General features: G+C 41.7%; 16 protein-coding genes and 1 tRNA gene. 2 read left to right on the plus strand and 15 right to left on the minus strand.

The genetic code is table 11. The features are described 5' to 3' along the window. Positions 1 to 155: 155 nt before the first annotated feature. Genes ACT8YW_RS06245 through ACT8YW_RS06255 form a run of 3 tightly spaced genes read right to left on the minus strand, consistent with a single transcriptional unit; the run spans position 156 to position 5,614 of the window. A complete protein-coding gene (locus tag ACT8YW_RS06245) occupies positions 156 to 1,445 on the minus strand; it encodes a TolC family protein (protein WP_117934995.1) in 1,290 nt (429 codons plus the stop codon). A gap of 21 nt (positions 1,446 to 1,466) precedes the next feature. Further along, the gene (locus ACT8YW_RS06250) at positions 1,467 to 4,577 is read right to left on the minus strand and encodes an efflux RND transporter permease subunit (protein WP_444104370.1); all 3,111 of its coding nucleotides are present in this window, start codon (positions 4,575 to 4,577) and stop codon (positions 1,467 to 1,469) included. 8 nt (positions 4,578 to 4,585) lie between these two features. Further along, complete coding sequence (locus ACT8YW_RS06255) at positions 4,586 to 5,614, minus strand: efflux RND transporter periplasmic adaptor subunit (RefSeq protein WP_444104371.1); 1,029 nt, start codon at positions 5,612 to 5,614, stop codon at positions 4,586 to 4,588. 179 nt (positions 5,615 to 5,793) lie between these two features. Here ACT8YW_RS06255 and ACT8YW_RS06260 point away from each other — a divergent pair, with 179 nt between their 5' ends. Further along, on the plus strand, positions 5,794 to 6,741 hold the full coding sequence (locus tag ACT8YW_RS06260; protein ID WP_081352702.1) for a helix-turn-helix domain-containing protein: 948 nt from the start codon (positions 5,794 to 5,796) through the stop codon (positions 6,739 to 6,741). Between the two features lie 102 nt (positions 6,742 to 6,843). Here ACT8YW_RS06260 and ACT8YW_RS06265 read toward each other — a convergent pair whose 3' ends face one another. The 10 genes from ACT8YW_RS06265 to ACT8YW_RS06310 all read right to left on the minus strand — a co-directional run bounded on the left by ACT8YW_RS06265 (position 6,844) and on the right by ACT8YW_RS06310 (position 17,353). After that, the gene (locus ACT8YW_RS06265; RefSeq protein WP_444104372.1) at positions 6,844 to 7,335 is read right to left on the minus strand and encodes a DUF4625 domain-containing protein; all 492 of its coding nucleotides are present in this window, start codon (positions 7,333 to 7,335) and stop codon (positions 6,844 to 6,846) included. Continuing rightward, positions 7,332 to 9,491: a TonB-dependent receptor gene (locus ACT8YW_RS06270; protein WP_444104373.1), complete on the minus strand. Its 2,160-nt coding sequence runs from the start codon at positions 9,489 to 9,491 to the stop codon at positions 7,332 to 7,334. The genes ACT8YW_RS06265 and ACT8YW_RS06270 overlap by 4 nt, the downstream gene beginning before the upstream one ends. Positions 9,492 to 9,578: 87 nt before the next feature. After that, positions 9,579 to 9,893 carry a hypothetical protein gene (locus ACT8YW_RS06275; RefSeq protein WP_444104374.1) on the minus strand — a complete coding sequence of 105 codons (315 nt, stop codon included), beginning with the start codon at positions 9,891 to 9,893 and terminating at the stop codon, positions 9,579 to 9,581. Between the two features lie 145 nt (positions 9,894 to 10,038). Then, positions 10,039 to 10,659, minus strand: a complete 621-nt coding sequence (locus ACT8YW_RS06280; RefSeq protein ID WP_444104375.1) for an HU family DNA-binding protein — start codon at positions 10,657 to 10,659, stop codon at positions 10,039 to 10,041. Positions 10,660 to 10,928: 269 nt separating this feature from the next. Continuing rightward, on the minus strand, positions 10,929 to 13,175 hold the full coding sequence (locus tag ACT8YW_RS06285; protein WP_444104376.1) for a hypothetical protein: 2,247 nt from the start codon (positions 13,173 to 13,175) through the stop codon (positions 10,929 to 10,931). Positions 13,176 to 13,387: 212 nt separating this feature from the next. Next, positions 13,388 to 13,507 (minus strand) — tRNA-OTHER (locus ACT8YW_RS06290). Between the two features lie 202 nt (positions 13,508 to 13,709). Further along, the gene (gene rsgA, locus ACT8YW_RS06295; RefSeq protein ID WP_444104377.1) at positions 13,710 to 14,798 is read right to left on the minus strand and encodes a ribosome small subunit-dependent GTPase A; all 1,089 of its coding nucleotides are present in this window, start codon (positions 14,796 to 14,798) and stop codon (positions 13,710 to 13,712) included. A 217-nt stretch (positions 14,799 to 15,015) separates the two neighbouring features. After that, on the minus strand, positions 15,016 to 15,717 hold the full coding sequence (locus ACT8YW_RS06300) for an SIMPL domain-containing protein (protein ID WP_122135980.1): 702 nt from the start codon (positions 15,715 to 15,717) through the stop codon (positions 15,016 to 15,018). 85 nt (positions 15,718 to 15,802) lie between these two features. Beyond that, entirely contained in the window at positions 15,803 to 16,405 is a 603-nt protein-coding gene (locus ACT8YW_RS06305; protein WP_195358874.1) for a DUF1062 domain-containing protein, read from the minus strand. Between the two features lie 108 nt (positions 16,406 to 16,513). After that, entirely contained in the window at positions 16,514 to 17,353 is an 840-nt protein-coding gene (locus ACT8YW_RS06310; RefSeq protein WP_444104378.1) for an RteC domain-containing protein, read from the minus strand. Positions 17,354 to 17,746: 393 nt separating this feature from the next. On the opposite strand from ACT8YW_RS06310, the gene ACT8YW_RS06315 reads away from it, so the two are divergent. Beyond that, the gene (locus ACT8YW_RS06315) at positions 17,747 to 18,022 is read left to right on the plus strand and encodes a putative quinol monooxygenase (protein WP_004297114.1); all 276 of its coding nucleotides are present in this window, start codon (positions 17,747 to 17,749) and stop codon (positions 18,020 to 18,022) included. A gap of 66 nt (positions 18,023 to 18,088) precedes the next feature. Here the strand turns inward: ACT8YW_RS06315 and ACT8YW_RS06320 are convergent, their stop codons facing one another. Both ACT8YW_RS06320 and ACT8YW_RS06325 read right to left on the minus strand, forming a co-directional pair. Continuing rightward, on the minus strand, positions 18,089 to 18,505 hold the full coding sequence (locus ACT8YW_RS06320) for a pyridoxamine 5'-phosphate oxidase family protein (protein ID WP_195358872.1): 417 nt from the start codon (positions 18,503 to 18,505) through the stop codon (positions 18,089 to 18,091). Positions 18,506 to 18,585: 80 nt separating this feature from the next. After that, positions 18,586 to 19,410 (minus strand): AraC family transcriptional regulator, encoded by an 825-nt coding sequence (locus ACT8YW_RS06325; protein ID WP_444104379.1) that lies wholly within the window; start codon positions 19,408 to 19,410, stop codon positions 18,586 to 18,588. Positions 19,411 to 19,426: the final 16 nt, after the last annotated feature.

The following is a 19,426-nucleotide window of genomic DNA, read 5'->3' on the forward strand; positions in this document are numbered from 1 at the left end:
TCCATTTATAAGAAGGAAAGAGTCGATTTATTATTGGAAACTTCATCATACGAAAAAGTATTTTTCACAAAAGTAAAGGATTAGAAACAAAAAAGGTGTAATAGATATTACACCTTTCGAAAGAAAAAATACTCATTACGTAAAAAACAGTATATCTATCGTCCTGTAGCCAGCAGATATTCCAGTTTCTTTATCTGATATTGAGAATAGGCATCCACATAGGTATCCCTACTTTGTTGAAACATAGACTGTGCATCCAATAAATCACTCATACTTGTGGTGCCTGCCTTGTAATAATCTTCATTCAATTTCAGATTCTCCGTTGCCTGTTCAATGGACTTCCGGGCAATCAGAATTTGTTTGTAAGCATCATCGACATCATTCCATGCTTTCTGCATCTTAATCATCAACAATTCTCCCGTATCATCCCGTTCATATTCCGCATACTTTAATTGTAACTTCTGCTTTTTAATGGCATGAGAACCACCCCACCAGTTAGATATGGGAATAGAAACGGTGGCAAAAGCAATGCCGAAAGGATGAGATTTATCCATCAGGTCATCATACATATATCCTGCACCAATGGCAATCGTAGGCAGATTCTTTCCGATTGCCAGATTTTTCTGCAGCCGGTTAGCTTCCACATTTTTCTCTAACAGATGATATTCAGGAGTCAGCACTAATGAAGCATGATGGTCCCTGCGAAGTTGTTCGGGAAAAACCGGAATGTCTTCCACCGGAATATCCGTCTCTATTTCAAAGCCGTCGCCTGTTTCACCGATATATTGTGCCAATACCATTTTGCTAAGAGACAACGCATTCTCTAACTTTATCCGGTTGCTGGCTACTTCATTCCTTTTCAGTTCCACCTGAAGCAGTTCGTTTCTTGTGGTCATTCCTGCTTTGACCGCCACTTCTACATCCTGATACAGACGGTCCAGCATTTTCTGCACCGTAGTGAGCGTGGTCAACTTCTCCTGCAAAGTAACTATCTGCCAGTAATATTGTTCCGTGGTATAACTCACTTCATTTTCCGACTGACGCAACTGCCATTTACTCACTTCCACGCTCACTTTCGCCAGTTTGTTGCTATTCACAATCTGTCCGCCTGTAAACAAAGGTTGCGTAGCCGTAATGCTGCCCACAATTCCATTCTTCAACATAGACATTCCCATCCCTGGAGCCAATTCCATTTCAAGCAAACCTTTATTTGCATTAAATCCGGCTCCCGTAGCTCCCACCGTAGGGAAATAACCGGTAAATGCTTCTTTCTTTGTCTGCTCCGCAGCCTTCAAGTCTGTGTGAGCTTTCTTCATTTTTATATTGTGTGCCAATGCCATAGAGCGGCATTGCTCAAGCGTATAAGTCTTTTGCGCACACAAAGGAAACATCATGAATCCGCACAAAGCGAAAATCACTACTTTTTTATATTTATCCTGTCTCATTGTCTTTTATTCTTCATTTAATTATTCCAATTCCAGTTTGGCAGACCGACTGCGTTTCCGCGTTGTTCCGCTCATCATCAACCAGTAACATACCGGCATCACAGTCAGAATAAACACCATTGTAATCAGTGTGCCATAGAAAATAACGGTTCCCATCGGCATCCACAGTCCGCTGCCTCCCAATATCATCGGAATGACTCCCATAGAAGCAGCTGCCGATGTCAGGAAGATAGGGCGCATACGCCGTTGTGCCGAATGATAAATAGCCTGATGCGCCGTCATTCTTTCATTATTCCGAAGTTCTTCGGCATAGTCGATCATAATGATGCCGTTACGTACCAGGATTCCCATCAGGCTGACAATTCCCAACACGCAAGTCACACCAAAGTCGACACCCTGTATCAGAATACCGACAGCCGTACCGAATAGGCAAAGCGTCAGGCACATCAACATCATAACTGCCGTACTGATACGTTTAAAGTGCCAAAGAAGAATGAAGAAGATAATCACAACAGCAATGCAGAGTCCGGCCATGATATTAGGCATCTGCTCTTCATTTTCTTCCAGCTCACCGCCATAAGTCAATGTCACTCCCTCCGGCAAAGATAAACCGGACAACTTCTCCTGCACTTTGGCAGTTGCATTCATCACGTTTATTTCACGTCCTACTTCCGCCATTACAGTAATGGTCCTGATTCCGTTGCGACGTACAATCTGTCCATCGTTCCATACAGGAACAATCTTTGCAATCTGGCGTAAAGGTACAGTTGCCAGTCCGCCGGATGCGGCAATCCGCTCGTCTCCGAGGTCCTGATAGCGGGCAGAGTCTGCCTTGGTGCTTTTCAGCACAATATTGATATCATAATCGCCTTCCCAGGCAGTGGCAACGGGGAAACCACTTCCGTAGCGCATAGCAAGTGCCGTTTCCAATGAAGCGTTCGTTATTCCCAGCCGGATGGATTCATCTTCATCCAGTTCAATCCGGGTAGCTGCCAACGGTTCATTGAAGTTAGTCCGCACCAGTTCCAGTTCCGGCATTGTACGCAAGATCTCCACAATTCTGTCGGCCTCATTCTTCAATACGGAAAGGCTGTCGCCACTGATACGCACTTCCACAGGATTAACCGCCTCACTATATCCTAATTGTTTGAAACGCACTACGGCTTCCGGGAAATAACCCGAATATCGGGGAGTATATTCATCCAGAAGTTCCAGTGTGGCATCTACTCCGGTCGTATTCACGATAAATTGGGCAAAGTTGCTTCCTCCCATTTGTGGTGCATACGAGTTTTGGAAACGGGGTGAAGAAGTACCTTTAAAAGAAGCGACCGATAACACCCGGGAATCCTGACGGAGAATATGCTCCAAGCTATCTGCTACCTGTGTCGTTTTCTCTACTGCCGTGCCGGTTGGCATATAAATCTCTACGGCAAACTGATCCCGTTCTGCGGTAGGCATCAGCTTTTGCGGCAAACTTCCCACCAGCACGATGCCTACAACAACAGAAAGTACCCCTAAACCAATCGTTATCCGTGGATAAGCGAAACATTTATCCAGGAGCCAGTTGTATCCAGTCTGCAAGCTATCCAAAAAAGAAAATTTCTTCTTTCCGCCCTCCGGGAACTCACTTTTAACAGGCTTCCGGATAAAGTAAAACTGTATAAAAGGAACCAACAGTTCGGCAACCAGCAATGAAATCATCAGTATCAAGGTAGTAGCCCACGGAAAGCTCACCAGGAAATCATGCGTCATGCCCGTCATTGTAAACAGGAATGGGAAGAAAGTAATACTGATAGCCAAAGTTGCCGAAAATATGGATTTGAAGAAATGAGTGGCACTCTCAATAGAGGCATGCCAACGGGACATTCCTTCCGATATTTTTTCCAGATAGCTATCGATTATCACAATAGAGTTATCCACAATCATTCCCAATGTAACGATCAGTGCTGCCAATGTTACTGTATTCAATTCAATGCCAAAAGCGTAAAATAATCCCAGAGAAATAAATATAGTGACGGGGATGGTGGATGCCGCTACCATCGCCACCCTGAACGGCATCAACAGCATTACTACAATAATCACAGCAATAACGGCAATCAACAGTTCTTTCAGGAAAGTGATTACACTGTCGTTCACTACCTTACTCTGGTCGGTAATCTTAAACAGTTGCACGTCCGACGGTAAGGTTTTCTCATATTCCGCCAGCACTTCTTTCACCTCATTACCCATACGGACAATATTCTTATCCTTCTTCATTTCCACACTAAGAAGCAGGCATTTTTTACCATTGTTCGTAATTACCGATTCCGGTACAGGGTATTCTTTTACAACTCTTGCTATATCTTTCAGGCGAACCGTATTTCCCATCGGATCGGAATAAACAATCATCTCCTGCACATCCCGCAGTGTATTCAGAGATTTAGCGATATAAACGGGAGAGATGTAGTCATCAGTTTTTATCCGTCCGGCAGTGGTCGTAAACCCTTTTGTAAACAGGGTTATTGCAAGGGTTTGGTCATTAATTCCGTAATGAGACAGACGGTCACTATCGAGATAGATCGAAATCTGTTCTTGCTGCATACCGTACGTGTTCAGCCTTCCTACACTTTCTATCCTTCTCAATCTATCTTTCAGTCCGTCCATATAGGTGTTCAGTTCACGATAGGTTTTGTCCCCGCTCTCCATCGTAACCAGCAAAGCCGACGTATCGCCAAAATCATCCATCACCTGAACAGCCAACACTCCTTGCGGCAATTCACTCTTAAACTGCCCGACTCCATGTTTAAACTTGCTCCAAAACTCATCCTTATTATTCAAGTCATCATTCAACTGTACCTGGATAATCACCATGCCATCCTTACAGGTAGAATGAGTTTTTGCTTTCTTCACCTCTTTATAACTGAATATATAGTTTTCCAAAGGCTTGGCCACCTGCTCTTCCATTTCCGCAGCAGTAGCTCCCGGATACACAGCGGCAACAACTCCCTGCCGAATCGTAAAATCGGGAAACTCATTCTTTTTCATCTCGGACAGTCCGTAGACTCCAAATGCCATCAAACAACAGGTAATCAAAATAATAACCTGCCGGTAATGCATCGCCCACTCAACGACGCTACGCTTCTTTGTCTTCATTTCCTTTTTCATTTTTCCGTTGTAATCCGTGTCTGCACACTTACTTTCTGCTGTCCTTCAACAATCACTTCATCTCCGGAAGTCAGTCCGTTTTTAATCACTACTCCCCGATCGGTCAGTTCTCCTGTCTGCACCATTCTCTTTTCCGCTCTCCCGTGTGTATTCACCCACACAAACGAACGGTTATTTTCATCCAGCTGAACAACCTGAACCGGCAGCACAAATGCCTTCGTTTCTCCCTCCGATTTATTCATATACATCTGACAAATCATACCCGGCATCAATACCTGTTCCGGATTATCTACCAAAACTTTTACTTCATACGAACGGGACAAAGCATTTGCCGCTACTCCTTTCTCAATGATACTGCCTTCAAACACCCGATTATCCAACGCAGGAACCATCATCCGGGCAGTCTGTCCAATTCTGACTTGTGCTATTTCATTCTCGGGTACAGCCACTTTGACTTTCACCTGATGAATAGTGACCAGTTTTACAACCGGCATTCCCGGCATCACATTCTGTCCGGTTTCCACACTCTTTTCTGAAATAATACCGCTAAACGGTGCACACAACCGGCAATCGTCCAGACTCTTTCTGGCAATCTGTTCGGAAGCAGCCGCCTGTTTCAATTTACTCTGTGCCTCCACCCACTGTATTTCAGGCAGACTGCCATTGTCGTGCAACAGTTTCAACCGCTGATAAGCATCTTCGGCTTGAGCAAGCAACGCGGCAGATGCATTATAAGTGTTCTGCAAAGTAGACTCGTCTACCGTAGCAATGATTGCTCCTTTCGCGACCCGCTGACCAACTGTTACCGCTATCTGCCCGATCGTTCCTCCCACCGGGAAACTCAAAGTAGAACCTGTCATTTCTTCGATAGTTCCCGAAAATCCCTGCGTGCCATTCAACGGGATTTCTTCCATCGTCACTACTTTTACCTTCACAGGTTCCATCTCTGTCGTCTCTCCTGTTTGTTTGCATCCCATCAATAGCATGCCGAACACTAATGTTACCCAATAATAGCTCTGTTTCATTTTAGTTTTCATTTTACTGATTACATAATTTTCTTTTTTCGCCTGCGAAGATGTAGATTTTTCGAACAGTTGCAGTGTTCTTTAAAAGCCAGCAAGTGTTCCATTTTTCAAGAAGATATACCTAATAAGAAAAACAGAACACTATCTCCGCCAAATCGGACGCATCATCTTTGGAAATAATGACCATATTTGCAGAAATAATAAGCAAGAATGGAACAATGGAAATGAAAGAGAGTAATATTATCCATGAGATAAATATGGATAATATCAAAAATGAGGAAGCCTTGGTTGGTCTACTGAATTATATGGACGGAGACATTGCTATTGCAGATGATATCAGGGAACTGCCCTACAATGATAATTCTACCATACAACTGAATATGCTGATTATTATCATGTGTATCAAAGGTAAGTTGCAACTGGATGTCAACAGTAATACGTATGTGGTTCATTCGAACGATCTTTTGTTTTGCCGTCCCAATATTTTATGCAACAATTACATGCTTAGTCCGGATTTTGAAGGAAAAATAGTAGGATTCTCCGAACGCATTCTCCAACATTTCTTTTTCAACAGTAGGAATATCTGGAACAAAGCCTTATATATCAGCAAAAATCCCATTATACATCTGAATGAAGAAAAACAGAACAGTTTTGAACATTACTATGAATTGATTAAACTGAAAGTCAACCAACCGCCACACATCTATCATAAAGAGATTATGCGTTCTCTCCTGCAAGCTGCCCTTTACGAATTGCTGGTGGATTTGGATAAGCTCATATCATCTGACGAAGATAATCTGATGAGACAGGGAGATATTCTATTCAAGAACTTTATGAAATTACTGGAGCAGACTAAAGGAAAAGAACGTTCAGTGGCATACTATGCCAAAGAGCTGTGTGTCACTCCTAAATATTTATCTTATGCCTGTAAAGTTGCCAGTCAGAAAACGGCTTTGAAATGGATACATGACTATACGACGGAAAATATCAGGTATATGTTGAAACACTCCGAGAAATCGATCAAAGAGATCTCTGACGAACTGAATTTCCCCAATATTTCTTTCTTCGGAAAGTATGTGAGAGCCCATTTCGGAATGTCTCCAAGAGAAGTACGGAAGACTTTTTGATATACGACGGTTTCCATATAAAGAAATCCCCTTTCTTTCAGCCTTTCCGACTTACAAGTCAGGCTAAAATAAAGGGGATTTCTCCGTGTTCAGCAAGTTGTCTTATTCATCATGGTGATGGTCTTCGTCTTCCACCTCATTACTCAATTTGATATTGCGTGCGATATAAGATTCGTTACCTGCGGCATCCGTGCAATAAACCATCAAATGATAATCTCCTGCAGTAGCATTGGCTGGTATTACAATATCGTGATGATGAATATGGGCGGTTTTCTGTCCGGACACATCGTAGGATCTGTTGAAACTAAAATCTACTGTTTCCTGTACAGCCCTGCTATTACCTCCGTGTGAATGGTGGTCGAAATTACTATGAATTTCAATCTTATAGGATTTCAGCATGACATCATCCGACAAATCCATTTCAAAATGAACCCCATGTTCGTTTCCGATCTCCAAAGCCTGACCCTCTTCCGGTTCGTGAAGTTCAATCAGAGGTTTGGTCGTATCGCTGGAGTCATCATTATCACAAGAGGAAAACATGAAAGTAACTGTTGCCAAAAGGCTAACCATTGGGAGATAAAATTTATTTTTCATTTCAGTAATTTTTTAAATGGAACTTTGATTAATATCTGAAAGTTACGTCCCGGTTCGGGAATCTCAACTTTCCTGTAAAAACTAAGATGATTGTAATATCGGGTATCGAATATATTTCGGGCGGTCAGGGTTATTTCAATCTCATTGTTTCCACCTATCGGAATATTCAATGAACCACCCAGATGAAAGAGATTTGCTCCGGCTGTACGGTCTTCGTTACGGTCCACTCTATTTTGCCGGGCAATGCTCTGCCATTCTGCATACAACATATACCGGTTCTTTTGCCAGGTTAATGTATTGCGCATAACAGGAGGTGGCGAGAAACTCAATGGAATATGTTCATCACAATTATAGGTGTAAACGTATTCAGCGGAAATCCGATAATTGAAGTTACGCAGAAAATCAACATCTACGGTAGCTTCAGTTCCTGCAAATAGCGCTTCTGCTCCGGTATAGCGATAGATTTGTCCGGCATGAGGCAATACAGACCACTCTCCGGTAGGACGCAGAAAAATGTAATTGCTGAACCAACTGACAAATGGAGAGACGGAGAAAGAAATTCCCTGGTACTTCAGATGATAAGAAGCGTCCAGTTGCCAGCCTTGTTCGGACTTTAGGTTTGCATCTCCCTGTTCATGGCGGAAAGTGCCGTGATGTACACCGTTGGCAGCCAACTCATTCGCACCGGGCAGGCGGAAACTACGCCCGATATTCACCTTTACCAGATGCTTGTCGGAGGGAGTCCATACCAATCCCAGAGAAAGAGAATAATCACCGTAGTGCTTATTCACAGAGTGACTGTTCCACTTGTAGAAGTCTATCTGTTCCGGATCATAGCCCTGTTTCCGAAGATAATCGGCAAGGTAAGTATCTTCATGCGAAGAGATATTCATATATCCGTAGTCATATCGCATTCCTCCGCTGACAGAAAACACATTGTTGGGTCTGTATGTCGTAAGCCAAAGCATTCCGGTAGTGGAACGGCGATATTCAGGCAGTAAAAATGAATAGCCGGAAACGTCGTTCCGTTGATGTTGTCCATCCCACCCCAATGTATGTTCCCACGAAGAAGAACCAATAAAACGAGCTTTCACCGAAGCACTGAAAGTGTTCAGATTAAAAGCAAGTTCCTTGTCGGGGTCTTTCTCCGGTGCGGGTTGCGAACCATAGTGAGTATGGAAAGCACTCCACTCTTCACGGTGATTGTTCTGGAAACCTAAATCGCCTGACAAAATCAGTTTCTCCCATGCATATTGCTGGTGGGTGGTCACTTTCAGGTGATTCACTTTACTGAATGGCAATTCAATATTACGGCTGTCTCCATCATCTTCCACACGTGACGCATCGGGTATGCCATGTGCCCCCGGAAAGAATCCCGTCTTTTGATATACATTACTCACAGCATAATTCGCTTTATAGGCTCTTCGTTGATATTGGGTAAAAAGTCCGATATTGCGTTCAATGCCTGCTGTATTCTTGAGTTTACGCCCATATATGGGAATTCTTTGTGTCAGGTAGACAATAGAATCCGTCGGAATACGATAGTCACCGAAATGTTGTTCCGAATAACGGATATGGGAGTACCAGGCATTCTTCCTGATTCCCAGCATCAGTGATCCTCCGATGGTTCCATTGACTGATTTACCCAGCAGTGTGACATCTCCGAATACACGATTATCAGCAGGAACAGCCGACGGAACAACATCAATCACTCCTCCCATTGCATCACTGCCATAGAGCAGTGAGGAGGGGCCTTTCAATACATTGACTGCTCCGATATTGAAAGCATCCAGTTCTAGTCCGTGATCGGCTCCCCATTGTTGTCCTTCCTGTTTGATTCCGTTTTCCAATACAGCAATCCGGTTGAATCCCATTCCGCGAATCATAGGTTTGGAGAAGCCCGAACCAATATCCATTGCCTGTACTCCGGGAATATTCTCCATCGCCTGCATGAAGTTTCCTGTAAAATGTTTGCGCAAAAAATCCTGATCGGCTACATCAACCGTAAGGGCAGACTTTTTCGCTTGACGTTGCTGGTACGTTTCGGTTACCACAACATCAGGCAAAAGCATGCTCTTGATTGAATCGGATTTCTGTGCATGGACGGATAAGGTTACAAATAACCCTATTACGCCCGAAATAATTCCGATACGCATCAATTACAATCTTTTATTTAATGTGTAAAATGAATGTAAGGATAGATTAAAAGCCAATCTATCTCCATTGAAAATATGAGTATGTAATCATGCGACCGGAGGCCCGCGTAAATGATGCGAATAAGTTCGTTTGCAAACAACCTTATCCTGGTAAATAATCGGCTCGTAGGGCACGAGCGTCAGTGTGCAATGAAATTCTATCGGTTGAGGTTCAGTAAAGAAAGAAAGGGAGTATTGGCAGATCACACAATCATCAGATGATTGGTGAGAATGCTTTGCATGGGAACACGACTTTTCATCCTCACTTCCATGATAGTGAAAGGTCTTCACTACAAAGAAGGGAATGAATGTCATGAATAACATCCATGCTATATATACCCTTATATTTTTCTTTTGATACATTCTCCCTCTATTGATTAATAGAATAGCGGGACAAATATAACAGTATGAAAAATAATCAGCAAGTTATACATCTTAATATGTGTTACCGTGAATGACAAAAAACACAAAGCTGTCAGTAACAGCACGAGGATTTTTTAGTTGATTATCATTCTTCCTGTTGCCAGACATAAAACACGGTTCTTCCAGCTCCACGTTTACGAAGAATCCCTTTCTCAATGAAAGTATTCAAATCATCTATTGCTTTCAGCCGGGAAAGTCCGGTCAGGCTACTATATTCCAATCGGGTAATACCACCATTTTTCCTTAGAAATTCCTGTAAAAGCTGTTGGCGTTGCTCCAAAGTAAATTCGACTTTTTGAGAAGAATGTTTGGATTTGTCCACACGTTCCAACTCTATTTCACGCTTAATCTTCCTTTTGAACTCTTTGGAAGTGCGCAAATGCACATTATCAAAACAGATTGATTCGGCACGAATCTCCCGTTTAGTCATTACTTTATGCGTACATTTCAAAGAGATGCTGAAATGCCCGAGTTCGCCAAGTTCTACGATATACCCCTCTGCTAACGTTTCGGCTAGTTCATCCAATACAACTCCTACTACCGCATCTATCACGTTATAGTTAAAAGTCTGGGAAGAACGAGATACACGTTCCAGGAATTCTTTTTTCGAGTAAGTTCCATTTGGAACGATACGGGCATGCAAAGGCTTTTGTTCTCCGGTACTGTCAGGATCCGGTGTTTCATACAAATCATATTGAGCACTCATAAGTATATCTTTTTATTAGTTCATACATTTATTACTTTCACTACGTATATTTAATCGTCTGTTCATTGAACTTTAATCTTCAGTTCATATAAAAATAATCGTCTGACAGCTGTATCTTTTTCGTCTGACAGTTGTCAGACGGAAAGATAACAGTTGTCAGACGAAAGTTCAACAGCTGTCAGACGATTAATTGATCGCATACAAAGGTATAACTTTATGCGATACGACCTTTAAATCCTAGGAGGAAAAAGACAATTCCTCCCAATAATTTAATCACCTAACAGTAATTTAGTCACAGCGGCAGTATTCAATGCCCATTCACGGGTATATATCTCGTCCGCTTCCGGAATATCAACTAACTTCAAGCCTTGTGCCTGTGCTTTGACTGCTAACAATTCACCGACAGTTGTTTTCGCTTCCAGCTTATCCAGATACTTTTCGATGGTCTGTGTATCCAAAGAAAGAATAGTCTGTCCGCCAAAAGGTATTTCCAGCCAAACGATTTCCCGTTCTTTCACTTTCAGAACTCCGAAAACAAGTCCTTTCTGCAAACTTTGGGAAATACGTACTTGATGTTGTACGCAAGAAGGGTCGTAAGCTACTCCTGTTCTTTCCGATATCTTCATTGGATAGGCAGAGTTCATCCAACCTACCACCAGATTAGGAGAGATAGTCCCATTGCTATATGCATTGCAAGTGAAAGCGACATATTCCGCACCTACACGGTTCAGTTCATTCAAATCCAGCTCGATATATTCGGCAGTACCTTTCTTATTAGGAATACTTCGGATATCCCCGCTATGTTTAGCGCCAATAGCTTGCAAGTTGAAGAAGGAACAAACTTCTGTTGTGGAAGGCAAAGTGATATGACAACTCAAGTCCATATCAAGATGCTGTGCCGGAAGCCCTTTTCCCCACTGCATAAACAATCGCACTTTATCCCCCTTTACCGGGAAACGCGTTCCCTGCAAAGCACAGGAAGTATCCTGAATTGTTTCACTACGATCGCCGATAGCCAACGGGATATGGAACAACATAGGGTCAATATACATACTTTTGTTTTCACTTTCGGCAGCAGCATTGGCAAAACGGGCAGCTACGACTTCCTTACACAGATCCTGTACATCCTTCACCATCGCTTTTAGCTGATCCTCCATATACAGACCCACCCAATAATGTGGTTCTATCAAAAGAGCATTTCCCCCTAAAGGTTTCACCATTCTCTTATGTCCCGGTTCAAAGTAGTTCTCCGCATACATACCCAAAGTAACTACCAAACGTGCCGGCAACAAATGAACTACTTCTTTAAATGCAGCCAACGTCTCTTCCGCTCCGAACCAAAGCATATTCGCAAATAAAGAACGTGCAAACATACCCGGTCGCTGCTTTAACAAAGCAAATGTCTGTTCCGCATCCGCCTTCAAACGGTTGCGCTCCACTTCTCCTTGCCACACAGTATATGCCTGGCGGTAGAATATATCCATCAATTCCTTCAAATTTCCGAATTCCGGCTTACGGGCATATTCCGCCAGACGCAACGCACGTATCATACGTACCCACATCTCTCTTTTCGGATGCATGATTTCGCAAGCCTTCTCCGGAGCCATTGTCAGGTTGTTCAACCAAAGAGCTACCATTTTACATTCACGACGCGTATATTTCAACTTCAACTCCTCACGCTTCGCTTGAGCTGCCGAACGACTTTTATCCAAAACTCCACACATATGTGTGTTGTTTCTACCTGTTTTACGAATAATAGTCTTAGGCTCTATGATTTGCAGGAATCCGGTTTTCTTATACCACAGATAACGCAATATATCATTCGGAGTAGAAAAATAGATTTGCGCTTCCTGCGCTCTATCCTGTTCCACCAATGTATCTATCACCAACATCAATGTCTCCTTCATTTTGATTCCGACTACCGGTAACGGAAGTTCGCCAAGCATTATTTTCAAGCTATCCACTTGTGTGGCATCAAGAGCCGTACGCGATTCAAGCAAGTCACAGAAAAAAGCATTCAGCTCCTTGTCCTGCCAAAGTTCCAGCACTTTCAATTTACTTCCCTGTCCGAAGTATTCCGTAGTAGCCGTTTGGAACGGAGTTCCGCAGAACGGGCAACCGTTGTATCGTTCCATAGGAAATGTATTATCAGGGATCACGTGTCCGCAAGGTAGTTTAAAGCCTTTCTGGCTATTAAACAGGTTAGCGATCCATGTAACCAGATGATCCAAGCGCGTTTCTCCGGTAGGTACATCCCACCCTTTCACCAATGGAGCCCAGTTTAGCGTCACACCCAATACTTCTTTCATCACCTGAAGAATCATCATCTGTTGAGCCGGATATAACTGATTAACGGCATGCAGCAGTTCTTCGGACAAGCTATATCCTACTTTACGGAGTTGGGCTACCAATGCAATGGTAGTCGAAGTCAACTCTTCCTGCTTTTTCTCTTCTTCTATCAAAGGCAAACAGATTGCATTCTGCCTGATAGACACTTTCAACAAATCTTTATTCATAACTTTGTTTTTTTAAGTAAGGTAATCGGAAGACTGCGAATCAATGGAGCATTCCTGCGGTTTTGAAGTAAGTCTTCCTTGACCTTAGTTGATAAAAAGAGGTAGAACAGGCCGGATTCGAACCAGCGTTATCCACCGTTAAGAAGTAAGCCCCGGTTGACCTCATTTCAGATAATCCCGAAGCTGCTGTCCTACCTCTATATTTATTTTTGTGGAGCAGGCCGGAGTCGAACCGACGACCGTCACAGGATAGAAGTAAATCTTAATTGACCTTTTTCATCAGGATAATCTCAAGATTATGTATGATGCTCTACCCACTGAGCTACTGCCCCTTTACGAAACAGGAAAACAGATAATCGTATGAGTGATTTCCATACCTTAAATGAGTTGTTGAAGTAACCCGTACTTGACCTGTTTTCTTGTTTCTTCGACAAAGATAGATGCAGTGGTACGCAGCCTTTTTGCGCAACTAGAACTTTTTTGCTCTTTTGAAGAAAAAAATAAATTCCAATACCTACACCGTTTAAATAGAAATCAGCGATTTGCCTTACGATTCTTTACTTCTTCTACAAGTTTTGTAAACGACTTCTCCTTTTTACGTTTCTCATGTTCGGAAGCAGAAAAGTGCCACGCTTCCCGGCGAAGTTTCAGATAGCTTGCATAAACTTTATAATCTAACACACCGCTATTGACTGCTTCTAAAACAGCACAACCCGGTTCGTTGATATGCTTGCAATCTTTGAAACGGCACGATTCTGCATAGTCAGAGATTTCAAGTACTTCGGCCAGTGAGTCTGGATTGTCGATAACCAAGCCAAATTCACGCACACCCGGAGTATCGATTAAAACACCCGAATCATTCATCAATACCATTTCCCGACGGGTCGATGTATGCCGGCCTTTTCCTGTGGACAGGCTTATATCGGAGGTAAGCAACACAGATTTTTCACAGAGTGCATTTACCAGAGAACTTTTCCCGACACCCGAAGAACCGACAAACACAACAGTTTCTCCTTCTGATATGGATTCCCGCAGCCGGAGAATCGTTTGGGGGTGATGAATACTCGTAAAAAATACGGGTATCTGATTGGAGATATGCTTTATTTGTTCTTCAACACTCTGCCTGTCAAAATCTAAATCGGATTTATTAAGTACCAATACAGGCTTGATGTTTTCTTCCAATACCTGAACCATAAAACGTTCTACTCTGCGGACATTGAAATTATCGTCAAGGCTCTGCACAATAAATGCTTTATCGACGTAAGAAGCAATGGCCTGCCTATCGGCAACTGTACCGCTTTTCTTGCGATACAATGTCCGCTCACGAGGTAGCATATCGACAATAATCCCTTTATTCTCATCAAATGGTTGAAAAAGCACCCAATCACCCGTACAGGGTAATTCAGTATCAGATTTCCCATACATCATGTTTCCCGTGAGTTCACACTGAAACAATCCGTTTTCGGAAACGACCTCGTAGCAGGTACGATGTACTATGGATATACGTCCATGAGGAAGAGTGCTGTAGAGTGATTCTTGTTTTAGTCGGCTTAGTTTATCATTCCAGCCATACCAGTTTAAATTAAAGTCGAATTTGTGAATTGTTTGATTTTCGTTATTCATGATCTTAATGTATACAGCGTACACGTTACAAAGCACCACGATGCTTTTAGCACCCTTGTACGCAAGTTAAAAATTGAAATTATAAAGACATAAAGAGTACTCCCGGAAGGAATCATCCGAGAGCAAACGAAAGGACAATCTGTATCAGAAACACAGATTGTTTACTAAACCAAATCCGATTTATTATTTCTTGTCATGCGACAAAGATAGACTATTTTTATTTAATGGCAAAACGAGCCGTCATTTCATACCGTAGCTTGATAACCCGGTACTGCTCGGTAGCTGCCGTACCCATGCTTACATTGCTCTGCGCCTCGAAAGGAAGATAACGGCTTATGTTATTATCGGCAGGTTCGATGATACGAATCACTTCACCCAACTGCTGCCCCATCGCTTCCACCAGATAAGATGCTTTCTCACGGGCAGCCTTCAGTGCTTCAATCTTACCTTGTTTCCGATACATTGGCAAATCCTTATGTTTGAGTTCTCCGATGCGCATGGACTCAATTCCCCACGTATTGACCGAACGAATAATAGAGTTAATCTGCTCAAAATCCGTAAGCCGGATATCCAATTGCTTACCTATCAGAAACTCTTTTCCTCTCTGACGCCAATAATCTCCTATTTCCTGTGTGCGGATAGCATCATCCGTTATTCCTATTTTGCGCAAACTTTTACGCAAATCTTTCTCTATCATTGCCAATGGCACTTTCGTCCGGAAATCTTCTTCTTTTTTTGATTTACCGGTGTATTCTTCTTGCCAATACTCCTTAATCTGAACCAGAAAATGAATCTCATCCGGAACGACTTCTATTTCAGAAGAACCGGTCACTTCAACGTATCGTCCATCACTTTCCTGTGCATTCACAACGATACTCCAAGTAAACAAAACAAAAGCTAATAAACATACCTTTTTCATATCTTCCATCTTAATAGTACAACCTCTTTTACAGAATGCGAATTATCATTTCACAAAGCTATTAAAAAAAACTGTAAAACCGATTTTATCCCAAGAAATCAATCAGGCTTTTTCGATCCATCAAAATAGTATCGCCATTCTTTACCTTACACTTGGAAGATGTTTTGCCGGAAAGTAAAGAAATATACCCTTGTTCAAACAACAGCTTCAAGCGGGTACTGGAAAGAGGCAGACATCTTTTTATCAATGAGGATAATTTAAGGCTCAAGTCGAAATCACACTTGACTTGGATACTTATGATCTCATTACTCATATTCAGGATATCTTCTAAAGAGACGGTATTTATCACCTCATATTCAACACTGTCATAATCTAATTGAAGATTATTCCTGCTTGCCACTCCGGCAGAAAAGGCATATTGCCAGGCAACTTCCCTGTCATTCATAGAAAAGCTGTGAAAGAGCTTTTTATCAATCAAGTCGGGTTTAGTTCGTGACAACAAAGTCATATTACAAGTGTTATCACATTTCACACACCTATAAATCAGCCAGACATCAATGTTTTTCTTCTGTGCATTCATCCTGAACTTATCACTGCAATAAAAGCGGTCACTATCACAGTGGCTGCATTTCTTAATTAATAAGGGACAATTCTTCACCCTTATCTCCCATGTAAATGTTGTTTCCATAACTATACAAAAGCGATTATCTTTCTTTGTGAATCAATTATATTTCTCCGCAAAGTTGGATAATAGCCATTTGTATAATTCACAAGATGTCACAAGACGCCCTGAAATTTATCTGTCAAGCTCATCCATCATCTTTATAATCTGTTCTTTCAACTTATCCAGAAATTGGGTTCTGCTTTTCTTTCTATTCCTGATTTCCAAGAATATACGATAAAAATCACCTATCTCGATATTAAACAGTGTTTCGCAACAAAAAGTAATGTCTTTCAAACTCGTATTTCCATTATTAAAGCATTTACCTGCATACAAGGCGTAGATAAACTCAACCAAAGCAACTTTACTGTCCGTCCATTGCAACAGTTTACTGTCTACAATGGAAGTGAATTTAAGATGAAGTTTCTCTGTCAGCTGCTCTATTTCCTCCGACACATATTCTATCAAGCGATTATTCGCCAGAATTTCCGCAACACTCGAATCATGCAAGGTGGTAAAAGAAATATCTCTATCCAGTAGATGACAATGTATATCAGAAAGAATATCATAATTCTCCCGAATAAAATAGTGGTTATCAAGCTCTGTTCGACCGGCACGGTAATATTCATAAAAGTCATTATTCAAAAATGATTTTTGCAGGTTCTCCAATTCAATCTTCAGATATCGGCATTGGGATGACAGAGATTTGTCGATACGGTTCTTTTCAATCTGATACAAACGGACATAAAACATCAACAGACCGGAAATCTGCGGTTTCGATACTTTAAAGAAAAGAATCTCTTCTTCAGCACTTCGAAACTGATATCCGGCAACAGCTGTTTTCAGCGAAGTCAGCGAAACCTGTACGACACCAATGATCTGCCTGATTCTATCCAAAGGATCAACCGGCTGCAGCTCAATCCTTTTTATTTCTTCTCCTATGTTCAGCTTACTATTTCTTACGAAATTTTCCATTCATTCCCAACGCACCCACCACTCCCATCTGATTACCATGAACCGGACTAAAAGCCTGAATACCTTAATTACATCAGTTTTGAAAAACGATGCAGTGAATAATAAAAATGATAAAATGAAAAACCTGTTCAAGTATAGAACTACTCAAACGAAAGAAATTAGCCTGTGGTTTATGAGGCTAATATTAAGCTATAACAAATTTAAGAATTGTGCCCAAAATCATTGCTTTTAGAATTCAGATGCAAATATAATTGTTTTTTTAGGATGACATGAAGTTTATATGAATTTTTGAAATAAACTCACCAGAAGTATAGAAAAATAGTATCTTTGCCTCCGACTTTTCACAGATACTGTGAGAAAGTAATTCTTTTAATTATATAAATAAAAAAGACTATGATCAGATTAAATGTTTTTGTTCGTGTAAACGAATCCAACCGTGAAGAAGCGATAAAAGCGGCAAAAGAACTGACTGCCTGTTCTTTAAAAGAAGAAGGATGCATTGCTTATGATACTTTCGAAAGCAGCACGCGTCCTGACGTTTTCATGATTTGCGAAACTTGGCAGAATGCCGAAGTATTGGCAGCACACGAAAAATCTCCTCATTTCGCTCAATATGTAGGTATCATTCAGAAATTGGCTGAAATGAAATTGGAAAAATTTGAATTCTAAATGAATTACGAGGCTGTTCTCGAACAGCCTCGCTAAATCCGCTATTCCTTATCTTTCCGAGTAGAATTAGTCGAGCTTCTTATGGATAAATGTTCCTTCAATCCAATAAGTTGCGTGATTCGATTCAAATTTCAACAAGACATAGCCGGGATCAGTGGGACCACCGGGAAAATGATTGATAAACCAGTCCTGCCAAAGTTCCTGCTTCATCTTTTCGTCAGTTACAACTTCCACTTTCCCCGTTAACGCCACGCTGTCTCCTTTATCCTGAAAGCATAATCCTGCTTTCGGATTCGATAAGAAATCAATTGTTTTTAGTGAATCTGCTCCGGTAGACATCCAGATAGTGGAAATTCCTTCTGCCAGGATTTTGCTCATTGGCACAGGACGGGGATAACCTTCTTTATTCACAGAAGCAAGGGTAACTACTTCACATCTCTGCAACAATTCTGTTGCTTTCTCTTTCATTGTTTTTGTGGTCATAAGCTGATTGTTTTTTATTAACCTTGCAAAGGTAACGGCATATCCTCCCACTCTATTGTAAAAAAGCGACTTTTACCTATCTATCTTTGTGGTTCGATATAAGTAAGTGTAGTTTCTTCCGGAACGGTAAGGGAAAGAAAAGACGCAGGAGTGTTGCCGGACATTGACTTAATCTCTTTTGAGAAATGCGCTAAATCATAGTATCCTGCATCAACTGCCGTAGTCAACAGATTGGCTGATGTCGTGGTTCTCAACAATTCTACAGCATTCTTAAATTTGACAATACGGCTGTATTCTTTAGGAGTAAATCCGGTATAATGCTTGAACTTTCTCTCAAAATGACGCTGACATAAACAGACGTCATCCATCAAACTGCGAACTGAACGTTTTCCTTCGGAATGATTAATCATGTTCACTGCCATAGCGACGTGAGAATCGGTAGGCTGATAATGGCGCGCCAAATATGCCAGCAAATACTCCTCCACTACCCGTATTCGATCTGCAACATGCTTCTGCTCACCCAATCTTTCAATAAAAGTGTCATCAAAAACAGCCTTCATCTCATTAGTACTGACTCTGCTATTCACAAATTCGTGTAGAGGCAGGTTTGTAAAGCAAGACAGCCCACAAGGTAAAAAACGAACACCAAACATGTGAATCGATTCTGTATAAGTGACGAGTTCCGAATATTTTGTCATAGGTCCTACAAAATAGGAACGATAGGGCTGCATCATCAGACTTCCTTCTTCAACAGCATTAGCCACCTCTCCCAGCGTAAATATAAAATCGGTACAACCATCCGGCAGAATATGGATGCGCATACCATAATCCGGATTGCCCTTAAACTCCCAATAGTTATCAATGTAGGGAACAAGTAAATGAGAAGGCTGATATTCTGTATACATGGATCTATTTTATACG

Origin of the sequence: Bacteroides sp. (assembly GCF_052357945.1) — a bacterium.
GTDB lineage: Bacteria > Bacteroidota > Bacteroidia > Bacteroidales > Bacteroidaceae > Bacteroides.